Source organism: Pseudoduganella sp. R-32 (assembly GCF_049913245.1).
Lineage (GTDB): Bacteria > Pseudomonadota > Gammaproteobacteria > Burkholderiales > Burkholderiaceae_D > Rugamonas.
Genome location: NZ_CP183987.1, coordinates 1,464,994 through 1,475,561 on the forward strand (window position 1 = coordinate 1,464,994; position 10,568 = coordinate 1,475,561).

General features: G+C 60.8%; 15 protein-coding genes. All 15 read left to right on the forward strand.

All coding sequences use genetic code 11. The features are described 5' to 3' along the window. Positions 1 to 12: 12 nt before the first annotated feature. The 15 genes from ACN9MU_RS06905 to ACN9MU_RS06975 all read left to right on the forward strand — a co-directional run bounded on the left by ACN9MU_RS06905 (position 13) and on the right by ACN9MU_RS06975 (position 10,517). Positions 13 to 246, forward strand: coding sequence for a hypothetical protein (locus ACN9MU_RS06905; RefSeq protein ID WP_426321301.1), 234 nt, complete (start codon positions 13 to 15; stop codon positions 244 to 246). Between the two features lie 129 nt (positions 247 to 375). Beyond that, entirely contained in the window at positions 376 to 1,743 is a 1,368-nt protein-coding gene (locus ACN9MU_RS06910) for a serine hydrolase (RefSeq protein WP_426321303.1), read from the forward strand. A gap of 26 nt (positions 1,744 to 1,769) precedes the next feature. Continuing rightward, the gene (locus ACN9MU_RS06915; protein ID WP_426321305.1) at positions 1,770 to 2,105 is read left to right on the forward strand and encodes a hypothetical protein; all 336 of its coding nucleotides are present in this window, start codon (positions 1,770 to 1,772) and stop codon (positions 2,103 to 2,105) included. Between the two features lie 226 nt (positions 2,106 to 2,331). Continuing rightward, positions 2,332 to 2,730 (forward strand): NUDIX hydrolase, encoded by a 399-nt coding sequence (locus tag ACN9MU_RS06920; protein ID WP_426321307.1) that lies wholly within the window; start codon positions 2,332 to 2,334, stop codon positions 2,728 to 2,730. 65 nt (positions 2,731 to 2,795) lie between these two features. Then, positions 2,796 to 3,626, forward strand: a complete 831-nt coding sequence (locus ACN9MU_RS06925; RefSeq protein ID WP_426344334.1) for a class I SAM-dependent methyltransferase — start codon at positions 2,796 to 2,798, stop codon at positions 3,624 to 3,626. Between the two features lie 16 nt (positions 3,627 to 3,642). Then, positions 3,643 to 4,086: a VOC family protein gene (locus ACN9MU_RS06930; RefSeq protein ID WP_426172129.1), complete on the forward strand. Its 444-nt coding sequence runs from the start codon at positions 3,643 to 3,645 to the stop codon at positions 4,084 to 4,086. A gap of 20 nt (positions 4,087 to 4,106) precedes the next feature. After that, on the forward strand, positions 4,107 to 4,901 hold the full coding sequence (locus tag ACN9MU_RS06935; RefSeq protein WP_426321311.1) for a hypothetical protein: 795 nt from the start codon (positions 4,107 to 4,109) through the stop codon (positions 4,899 to 4,901). Between the two features lie 102 nt (positions 4,902 to 5,003). Continuing rightward, positions 5,004 to 6,305 carry an MFS transporter gene (locus ACN9MU_RS06940; RefSeq protein ID WP_426321313.1) on the forward strand — a complete coding sequence of 434 codons (1,302 nt, stop codon included), beginning with the start codon at positions 5,004 to 5,006 and terminating at the stop codon, positions 6,303 to 6,305. Further along, positions 6,298 to 6,573: a hypothetical protein gene (locus tag ACN9MU_RS06945; RefSeq protein WP_426168880.1), complete on the forward strand. Its 276-nt coding sequence runs from the start codon at positions 6,298 to 6,300 to the stop codon at positions 6,571 to 6,573. Before ACN9MU_RS06940 ends, ACN9MU_RS06945 begins: the two co-directional genes overlap by 8 nt. Before the next feature lie 95 nt (positions 6,574 to 6,668). Next, positions 6,669 to 7,223 carry a dihydrofolate reductase family protein gene (locus tag ACN9MU_RS06950; RefSeq protein ID WP_426321315.1) on the forward strand — a complete coding sequence of 185 codons (555 nt, stop codon included), beginning with the start codon at positions 6,669 to 6,671 and terminating at the stop codon, positions 7,221 to 7,223. Between the two features lie 4 nt (positions 7,224 to 7,227). Further along, positions 7,228 to 7,710: a GNAT family N-acetyltransferase gene (locus ACN9MU_RS06955; protein WP_426168886.1), complete on the forward strand. Its 483-nt coding sequence runs from the start codon at positions 7,228 to 7,230 to the stop codon at positions 7,708 to 7,710. Further along, the gene (locus tag ACN9MU_RS06960; protein WP_426168888.1) at positions 7,694 to 8,269 is read left to right on the forward strand and encodes a phospholipid scramblase-related protein; all 576 of its coding nucleotides are present in this window, start codon (positions 7,694 to 7,696) and stop codon (positions 8,267 to 8,269) included. Before ACN9MU_RS06955 ends, ACN9MU_RS06960 begins: the two co-directional genes overlap by 17 nt. 87 nt (positions 8,270 to 8,356) lie before the next feature. Continuing rightward, on the forward strand, positions 8,357 to 8,647 hold the full coding sequence (locus ACN9MU_RS06965) for a hypothetical protein (protein ID WP_426168890.1): 291 nt from the start codon (positions 8,357 to 8,359) through the stop codon (positions 8,645 to 8,647). A gap of 57 nt (positions 8,648 to 8,704) precedes the next feature. Next, a complete protein-coding gene (ruvB, locus tag ACN9MU_RS06970) occupies positions 8,705 to 9,760 on the forward strand; it encodes a Holliday junction branch migration DNA helicase RuvB (RefSeq protein ID WP_426168893.1) in 1,056 nt (351 codons plus the stop codon). After that, the gene (locus ACN9MU_RS06975; RefSeq protein WP_426168896.1) at positions 9,753 to 10,517 is read left to right on the forward strand and encodes a glutaminyl-peptide cyclotransferase; all 765 of its coding nucleotides are present in this window, start codon (positions 9,753 to 9,755) and stop codon (positions 10,515 to 10,517) included. Before ruvB ends, ACN9MU_RS06975 begins: the two co-directional genes overlap by 8 nt. Positions 10,518 to 10,568 lie beyond the last annotated feature (51 nt).

The window sequence follows — 10,568 nt, forward strand, 5'->3', positions numbered from 1 at the left end:
TTGGCCCCTGACATGAAAATCCGTAGCTCGGTTAAGAAGAGCAATTGGGGTGAATCGCGGGAGGCCTTCTATCGTCAGGAGGCTAACAATATCGCGTACTCACTTAAGGGGAAGCTTGCAGTGCGTGGCGCCGATGTGTTTTTGCAGCAAGGCGGAAGTGAGGTGCACTTAGTTACCGAACGACAGACCACTGCACTCTGGTTCGATGTATGGACTGCGCTCAAAGAAAAATTTCCGGGCTTTTAGCATGAACGCTTTTGGCCCTACATCTCGATCAACTGCATCGCCACGTTAGCGGGAAAGTGTGGTGGAATTTGGTGAGCCTTTCTGAAACTTGGTAAGTTAAGATATGCCGACTTTTTCAGGAGCCTATTGATGTCCTTACGCCTAATCCTTGCCGCGGCGCTGCTGCTGCAGGTCTGCTTCGCACACGCTAACAATACCTCCCTGGAGGGCCTGCTGGATGCCCAATTGGCGCCCATGTTCAAGTCCGGCGCCCCCGGCGCCGCTGTCATCGTGATGCGAGATGGCGAGACGGTCTTTCGCAAAGCATATGGTTTGGCCGACCTCGACAAAAAGGTTCCGCTGCAAGCGGACATGCAGTTGCGACTGGGCTCGATCACCAAGCAGTTCACGGCAGTGGCAATCCTGATGTTGGCGGAGCAAGGCAAACTTTCGCTGCAGGACGACATTACGCGGTTCGTGCCGGGCTATCCGACCAAGGGTAAGTCCATCACCATACAGCAGCTACTGCAGCACAAGTCCGGCATCCACAATTACACGGACATGCGTTCGTTCTGGTCGGTGGCGCGCAAGGACATGAGCGTCGCGCAAATGATCGACTTCTTCAAGGATGAACCGCTGGACTACGCACCTGGCGAACGCTGGGCCTACAGCAACTCTGGCTACTTCCTTCTTGGCGCAGTTATCGAGAGAGCTTCCGGCATGCGCTACGCCGATTTTATTGCGCAGAATATCTTTGAGCCATTAGGTATGGTGGATACGGCCTACGAAGGCGCGGAGCGCAGCGCGAAGCGCCGCATTACAGGCTATCGCGGCGGCTTTTTCTCAGCCTATAGTCCGGCCGATCAAATCAGCATGTCGCTGCCCTATGCGGCTGGTGCGTTGGTTTCCACCGTTGACGACCTGGCGCGTTGGGATGCCGCCATCAGCGCTGGCAAGCTGCTGACGGCGGAAAGCTGGAAGCAGGCTTTCACGCCATGCACTCTGCCTGGTGCGGCGGCATGCAATTATGGTTTCGGTTGGACCATTGGCAAACTGCGCGGGCACCAGGAAATAGCGCACGGCGGCGACATCCCTGGTTTCAATGGCTACGTCATTCGACTGCCGGACGATAAAGTCTTTGTGGCTGTTTTGAGCAATGGCGAACGCAATTTGCTCAATTCGGAAGTGGTGGCGAAGCATGCAGCTGCCATGGCCATTGGCGATCCATTCCCTGAGCGGAAAGTCATCGCTCTGGCGCCTGAGGCGCTGGACGCTTTCGTCGGAACTTATAAGCTGCCCGACAACAGCACGCGTACGGTGCGCCGCAAAGGGGCAATTCTGACATGGCAGCGCGAAGGCCGCCCGGCGACGGACCTGAAGCCGTATGCATCGACCAGCTTCTTCATGGAGGGAACGATGAATAGCGTTGAGTTCCGGCGCGGCGCCGGCGGCAAAGTTACCAGCCTGTTGATGCAGCAGACCATTGGCGACCAGGTTGCCGAGCGCATTGCGGATTAAGCGAATCGCGAATACGTTTTGCCCAGATGCGAGAACCTCTCTCAATCAATGAAGTAATTGACCGGCTTGACGAACTTGCTGGCTTCGACATCTGCGTTCGAGGGTTGCTGACCTTCGAGCTCGAAGATATTTCGATCACACATTTACCGCGCGCCGAACGGCGTGAAGGCGAGATGTCTTCGATTTGGCTGTCGACTGGCACTGGGGCGCTTGGCTTCGATCACAGAAAATGCGAATCCTTGAATGGAAAGATCGTGGTCGTTGAAGGTACCTTATTCAAACCTGAGCCGCCCTTTGGGGGCTGCGGTCATATGAGTCTTTGGCCAGCGGAGCTCTTGGCGCGCACCTTGGAGCGCGAATGAGTGACAACCCCTTAATAAACCGGTGCTCTTTGAGTTCCTTCAGCGCTTCGGCGACACGGACAAGCTTATGATCGAAGACCAAGCGGAGGAACGAGCACTTTGGAACTTGTGCTGCTTGCTCGAGAAAGTGCGTGTGGTTCCTTTTGACGTTGCTTGTCCTTGCCCTCCGACTGATCAACTGAAGGGTGGAGCGGCTATGAGCAGTTTTCGCTGACCAACTCCAACCATGACGACGCTCGGTGCATTCGCTGTCATCTTCGACTCCTCGAATCGAGTGCTGCTCTGCCATCGAACAGACCGTGATTTGTGGAACCTTCCGGGCGGGCGCGTGGATCCTGGCGAAGCGCCGTGGGAGGCGGTGGTTCGCGAGGTACGCGAGGAAGTCGGGTTGGAAGTTCGTGTGGAAAAGCTGCTCGGCGTGTATTCAGTTTCTTCTCGGGACGACCTTGTTTTCAGTTTCAGGTGCCTGCTCGTCGGCGGGGAACTTCGGACTTCTGACGAGGCGGACGATGCGGCATGGTTCGCGTGTAGCGATATTCCTGCAAACACTTCTCGGCGGCAGGTCGAGAGAATCCGGGACGCCTTTGAGCATCCGGGTGAGTTGCTATGCCGCGATCAGTCATAATGAACGTGTGAAAATTGTCGGCAAGGACAGCGCCAACGGCGCTCTTTGCCAGAGGGGGAAATGTCATGCTCGATCGAGTCAACGACGCAATCCGGACGCACTACGCCCGTTCCGATCTTGGGAACGCCATCCTTGCAGCGCTGGAAAAGGCCGGCAACGACCTGGATCACCTCACGCCCGAAGAGCTGGCGCCGGTGGACGAATTTCATATCCGCGGCAGGACAGCGACGCTTGAACTTGCGAGGGCGGCCTCGTTGGATGAGTCGAAGCGGGTGTTGGATGTCGGCAGCGGTATCGGCGGCACCTCTCGATGCCTGGCTAAGGAATTTGGCTGCCGCGTCACTGGCATCGACCTGACCGAGGAATACTGCAATGCTGCGGCGCTGCTCTGCGCCAAGGTCGGTCTTGCGGATCTTGTCGACTTCCGCCAGGGTGACGCAACCAGGCTGCCGTTCGATGACGCGTCGTTCGACGTCGTGTGGACCGAACACGTGGCGATGAATATTCCGGACAAAGCCCTGCTGTACCGGGAAATGCACCGGGTTCTCAAGCCGGGTGGCACCCTCGCGATCTACGACATTCTCGCCGGCCCGTCCGGTCCTGTTCTCTTTCCGGTTCCGTGGGCGCGCACACCCGATACCAGCTTCCTGGTGCAACCTGGTGAACTGCGCCGGCTGTTGGAGGCAGCGGGCTTCAAGGTGACCCATTGGTCGGACACGACCGATGCGGCGCGCACCTGGTTCGTGGCGCTTGCCGAGAAAATACGTCATGAAGGGCTGCCGGCAGTTGGTTTCCACATCCTCCTCGGACCTGATTTTCCGGCCATGGCCCAGAATCAGCGACGAAATCTCGAGGAAGGGCGGATTGTTCTCGCTCAAATCATCGCAAGCAAATGAAAACCATGGAGGCATCGTGACCGTCAAGCGCATGGACAATGTTGGCATTGTGGTGGAGGACCTGGACGCCGCCATTGCATTTTTCGCCGAGCTTGGCCTCGAACTTGAGGGGCGTGCGCCAGTGCAGGGCGATTGGGCCGATGGCGTCACAGGTCTGCACGGCATGCGTGTCGAGATTGCGATGTTGCGTACGCCGGATGGCCATAGCCGGCTCGAGTTGTCCCGCTTCCTGGCGCCGGCGGTGGTCGCCGATCACCGTGCCGCGCCGGTGAATGCCCTTGGCTACCTGCGCGTGATGTTTGCTGTGGATGACATTGACGATACGCTGGAGCGGCTTGGCAGGCTGGGGGCGACGGTCGTTGGAGAAGTGGTCCAATACGAAAACGTGTACCGGCTCTGCTACATTCGCGGACCGGAAGGAATCCTCATTGGACTGGCCCAGGAGCTTGGGCAGGGGTGAGGCCGGGGCGGGCGGACTGCGTGCTAGAATTTGCCAAAAAATTAACCAGCGCCCACATGTCCCGCCGAAGCAAGTTCCTGCCCTTATTGATCCTTCCCTGCCTCGTGCTGATTTCTGCCTGCGGCCAGAAGGCTGGTGGCGTATCCGATGAAGATATCAGGGTTTCCAACCTCGAACCACTGCCAAGCATTGCAAGGTCCATGGTCGGGAAGGAGCGCCAGATCAAGCCGAGCGAGCCGGATTACGTTCCCGAGCCGATAGCGCAGTCGCTCAAGGCTCAAGTTGCGAAATGGCCGAAGGGGGAGAAGATTGCTGAAGCTCTTGGCTATTGTTCCGGCGCGCTGGTTTCCGAGCGCCTTGGCGCGAAGTCGGCCTGCGCAGGTGCTGATTTGATCTCCCCGGAGAGTTCGTGCATCGAAAAGCATGGCTATGGCAGGAAATCCATAGGCCAGACGCTTACCGCCGACCGCCAGGACCTCAATGGCGACGGCATCAAGGATTACATCATCTCCGACCGTTACTACTGCCAAAGCCTGTCCGCAAACGCGGCCAATGTGCACTTCGTGATGCTGTCGAATTCAAAGAAGGACTTCACGCTGGCTTATGCGGACTGGGCGTCGCTAGGCCTTGTCGTGGTGGATGACAAGGTCAAGGGCAGGCTGGTCTTGCTCGAGCAGGCCGTCAGGTCATACGGAACTTTCTCGACCATTTATGAGTTGATTGATTCGAAGTATGTTGCGAAAGCCTGCGTCCTGCGCGACGATGATGGCTACAGTGCCTGCGAAATTGTTGCGCCTCAAAGCAGGTTTAATTGAATTCGCCATGACTTGTCCAGCGCGATCAATTGGCTTGTTGCGCGCGCGGTGCTCTATACTCGCCACGATTTTATAATTCGCGCCGCGTATGGAACACCTGAAATGACCAACATCACTGCTACCCAAGTCCCTCCACGAATCCGTCGAAGGCAAAGCCTGGCGCTGGTGCTGCTGGTGGCGAGCGGGGTCATCAATTACCTGGACCGCGCCACCCTGGCGGTGGCCAACGAGTATATCCGCGCGGACCTCGGCCTGTCGCTGGGCGAAATGGGTTTGCTGCTGTCGGCATTCTCGTGGAGCTACGCCTTGTGCCAGCTTCCGGTCGGCGCACTGGTCGACAAGATCGGTCCGCGCTGGCTGCTTGGGCTCGGGCTGGTGCTGTGGTCGGTGGCCCAGGCAGCCGGCGGGCTGGCCTCGACTTTTGGCTACTTCGTGCTTGCGCGCATTGCGCTCGGGGTCGGGGAGGCGCCGCAATTTCCTTCTGCTGCACGCGTGGTAAGCAATTGGTTCCCGCTGCGCTCGCGTGGGACGCCGACGGGTATCTACAATTCCGCCTCGCCGTTGGGCGTTGCCCTGGCGCCGCTGTTGCTGCCGCCACTGATCGCGGCGACCAGCTGGCATTGGGCGTTTTACGCCACCGGCGCGCTTGGCCTGCTGGCTGCAATCGTCTGGGTGAGCGTCTATCGCGACCCTGTGCGCGAGGAATTGAGCGCGGAGGAGCGCGCCTACCTGGAGGATGGTGAAGCCAGCGAAGCCGCACCCAAAACCAGCTTTGCCGGCTGGCTGGCGCTGTTCCGCCATCGCGTGACGTGGGGCATGATGTTCGGCTTTTTCGGCTCGGTATACCTGAACTGGGTGTACTTGACCTGGCTGCCCGGCTACCTGCGCACCGAGCGCCATATGGACCTGGCGCATGCGGGCTTCGCATCGGCAATACCTTTCCTGTGCGGTTTTGCCGGCGCGCTGATCGCTGGTTGGTCTTCCGACCGCATCGTGCGTTTTGCGAGCACCCCGATTTCGGGGCGCCGCAATGCGGTGGTGCTGGCGACGCTGGGCATGGTGATATTCACGATTCCTGCAGCGCTGGTGGAGAGCAATGTCCTGGCGGTGGCGTGCATTTCCATTGTGATCTTCCTTGCCAACGCCTCTTCGGCCTGCGCCTGGTCGCTCGCCACGGTGGCGGCGCCTCGCAGCCGCATCGCTTCGCTCGGCGCGATCCAGAATTTCGGCGGCTTCCTCGGCGGTGCGCTGGCGCCGGTGCTTACCGGGTATATCGCGCAGCAATGGTCCTTTGTACCGGCGCTGCTGGCCGGTGCCGCAATTGCCTTCCTTGGCGCCATGTCGTACCTGTTCCTGGTCGTGCGCCCCATTCCGGAAAACGACGGAGACAGTATTCATGCGTAAGGCTGCTTTCGCTCTGGGTGGGGCGCTGATTGGAATGGTCGCGGTGTCGTGCTGGATTGGCGGCGTCATCGGCTGGCAGCAAAGCGGGCAATGGCCGGCGTGGCTGGCGGTGCCGCTCGGCGTGGGCATGGGACCGGTCTATCTCGCGGCCGACCTGATGACCCTCGCAGATGGCAGGGCGCAGGACATGATCGCTCTGCCGCAATCGCTCCTTGGCGGCCTGGCCGGTGCAATCCTGGGCTTGGCGGCGGCCCGCATTCGCCGCTGAGAGGGCGGCGAGCAATTTTTTGAGAGAATTCGATGCGCTGCGGGCGCGTACAATCTTGCACCCATTCCCGCAAACGCGGCAGCGCTGCACTCAAAATGAAGACTCAATTTTTTACCGCGACAAGCCTTGATGGCTTTATCGCTACCGAAGACGATTCGCTGGACTGGCTGTTCCCGCTTGGCGATATCAATGACAGCAGCTATCCCGAGTTCATCGCCCGGGTTGGCGCCATCGCGATGGGCTCGTCCACCTACGAGTGGATGGTGCGCAATGCCGCAACGGTGGCGGCGGAAACGGGATCGCCTTGGCCCTATACGCAGCCGACCTGGATCTTTTCGTCGCGCACCTTGCCGTCGATTCCCGGCGCCGACCTGCGCTTCGTGAAGGGCGACGTCCGTCCGGTGCACGCCGTCATGCGCGAGGCAGCGGGCGACAAGAATATCTGGATCGTGGGCGGCGGCGACCTGGCGGGGCAATTCCATGACGCCGCACTGCTGGACGAATTGATCGTCCAGGTGGGTTCGGTCACGCTGGGGCACGGCAAGCCGCTGTTCCCGCGGCGCCTGACCAACCCGCCGCTGTTGCTGCAGTCGGCGCGGCAGATCGGCACCGGCATGGCCGAACTGCGCTACCTGGTCCCGGGACGCTGATCGCATGATTATCCGGCCTTATCAAGCTGCAGACTGGCAAGGCATCTGCGCGGTGCACGATGCCGCGCGCAAGTTCGAACTCGATTCCAGCGGCCTGGCAGATGCCTTCCTGACGCTGGAGCAAACCGGCGAGGCAGAGGGGCTGTTCGAGGCGACGCTGCTGGTGGCGGAAATCGCCGGTGAAGTTGCAGGCTTTGCCGGCTTCACGGAAGATGAAGTCACCTGGCTGTACGTCGATCCTGCCCGCTACCGGCAGGGAATCGGCCGTGCGCTGCTCGACGCAGTACTGCGCGAGTCGGGCAGGGCCTTGTCGCTGGATGTACTGGTTGGTAACACGGCCGCCCTGGCCTTGTATCAAAGCGCTGGCTTCAAGATCGTTGACACGATCAGCGGCAAGCTGGCGGGCAACGAGCAGTTCGCCGCGACTGCACATGTACTTCATAACTCAAACTCACTACTGGGGAAATCAATTGCTGGACAGGACTAACTACTTCGTCAAGGAGCACGTCGGCGTGCTCAAGCTTTCGGACGCTTACGACATCATCGACCCCGATACCCAGCAGAACCTGGGCGTGGCACAGGAAAAACTGAGCTTCCTGGTCCATGCGCTGCGCCTGGTGATCGACAAGCGCATCCTGCCGACCAAGGTGGAAATTTCCGAGCAGGCCAACGGCCCTGCGCTGCTCACCATCAAGCGCGGCGTAACCTTCCTGCGTTCCCGCATCGAGATCCTGGACCGTTCGGGCCAGGCGATCGGGTACTTCAAGTCCAAGCTGTTCAGCCTGGGCGGCGGCTTCTTCGTCTACGACATGCGCGACCAGCTGATCGCCGAAGTGAAGGGCGACTGGAAGGGCTGGAACTTCAAGTTCCTCGACGCCAAGGGCAACGAGAAAGGCACCGTCAGCAAGAAGTGGGCTGGCATCGGCAAGGAATTGTTCACCAGCGCCGACAACTACATGATCTCGATCGCGGAGGACTTCAAGGCCAATTCCGGCCTGCTGCTGGCCGCCGGCCTGGCGATCGACATCGTCTACAAGGAGCGTTAAGCGCTAGCCCGGCCGCTGGATCACCTCTGCGGCAGTCCTTCACGACCGGCCGTGCTAGACTTTGGCGAATATTCGAGGAGATTTCTCATGACTATTCGTCAACTTTTGGCGGTGCCGCTGGGCGGCTTGCTGTTGGCAGCGGCGCCTGCGGCCTGGAGCCAGCAGGCCGCGCCGGGGCAGGACAAGCCGGAAGCCCGGCAGCCGGCCAGGGCAACAGTAAAAGGCGAACCTTCCACCGCTGCGCGCAAGGCCACCGGGTTGCAGGAGCCGAAGAAGGATGGCCAGCCTGACCGCCGTGAGAAGGCGATGCAGGTGTCAGGCAGCCTGCAGAAAAAAACCAACGAAACGGCAAGCGCGGCCGCTTCCAACATGAAGTGAGCCCCGGGCTGTCCGGCCTTGATAGAATCATGCCTTGAACCTGTTTTTCGAGCTGGCATGAGCATTCAAACCGACAATTTCACCGAGCAGCGCATCATCGATGCGGCGCCATCTTCGCCCAACGAGGAGGCCATCGAGCGCGCCTTGCGTCCCAAGCATCTCGATGAATATGTCGGGCAGTCCAAGATCCGCGACCAGCTCGAAATCTTCATCTCGGCCGCCCGCAAGCGCAGCGAGGCGCTTGACCATACCTTGCTGTTCGGCCCCCCGGGCCTGGGCAAGACCACGCTGGCCAATATCATTGCGCGCGAAATGGGCGTTAACCTGCGCCAGACATCCGGCCCGGTGCTGGAGCGCCCGGGCGACCTGGCGGCGATCCTGACCAACCTGGAGGCGAATGACGTCCTGTTCATCGACGAGATCCATCGCCTGTCGCCGGTGGTCGAAGAAATCCTGTACCCGGCGCTGGAGGACTACCAGATCGACATCATGATCGGCGAAGGCCCGGCGGCGCGCAGCGTCAAGCTGGACCTGCAGCCTTTCACCCTGGTCGGCGCCACCACCCGCGCCGGCATGCTGACCAACCCGCTGCGCGACCGCTTCGGCATCGTGGCGCGGCTGGAGTTCTACACTACCGAGGAATTGGCAAGGATCGTCGCCCGCAGCGCGGCGCTGCTGAAGGCGAATATCGACGAAGGCGGCGCGCTGGAAATCGCGCGGCGCGCGCGCGGCACGCCGCGCATCGCCAACCGCCTGCTGCGCCGCGTGCGCGACTACGCGGAGGTGAAGGGCAACGGCGACATCACGCGCGAGCTGGCCGATGCGGCGCTGCGCATGCTCGACGTCGACCATGTGGGCTTTGACGTGATGGACCGCAAGCTGCTGGAAGCGGTGCTGTACAAATTCGGCGGTGGCCCGGTCGGCATCGGCAACCTGGCGGCTGCCATCGGCGAGGCCGCGGATACTATCGAGGACGTTTTGGAACCATACCTGATCCAGCAAGGCTTCCTGCAACGCACGCCGCGCGGGCGCGTCGCCACGGCGCAGGCCTACCAGCATTTCGGCGTGACCCCGCCGCGCAGCAACGCCACCGGAGACCTGTGGGATGCGTAAGCTCGCAGCGCTGGGCGCGGCGGCGTTGGCCGCGCAGATCGCATCGGCTGCCATGCCCGTGCAGGGCTACACGATCAAGGCAAGCTACCCGCACGATCCGCAAGCCTTCACCCAGGGCCTGTTCTTCAAGGACGGCTTCCTGTGGGAGAGTACCGGCCAGTATGGCGCGTCCTCCGTGCGCAAGGTGGAACTGGCCACCGGCAAGGTGCTGCAAAAGCGCGACCTGCCGGAGAAGGTGTTCGGCGAAGGCATTGCGCCGCATGGCGACAGCATTGTCGGCATCACCTGGATGAACCAGGCCGGCTACGTGATGGACCAGGGCAGCCTGTCCATCAAGGGCACCTTCAATTACCTGGGCGAAGGCTGGGGCATCACCAGCGACGGCGAGCGCCTCTACATGAGCGACGGCACGCCGGAAATCCGCGTGCTGGACCCGAAAACCTTCGGCGAGCAGCGCCGGATCAAGGTCACGGCCGACGGCCAGCCGCTGGCGCAGATCAATGAGCTGGAGTGGGTCGATGGGCAGATCTATGCCAATGTCTGGCAGACCGACCGCATCGCCCGCATCGACCCGTTCAGCGGCCATGTGCTGGGCTGGATCGACCTGTCCGGGCTGGCCGCTACCGCCAGGGCGGGCAGCGATGCCGACAATGTCCTGAACGGCATCGCCTACGACGCCAAGTCGCACCGCCTGTTCGTGACCGGCAAGCGCTGGCCGAAGCTGTTCGAAATCGTGCTGCGGCCACTAAAAAAATAGTAACTGTCGGTAGGCTTGCCTCATGGGATATTCCGCGCAAGAATAGGGTGA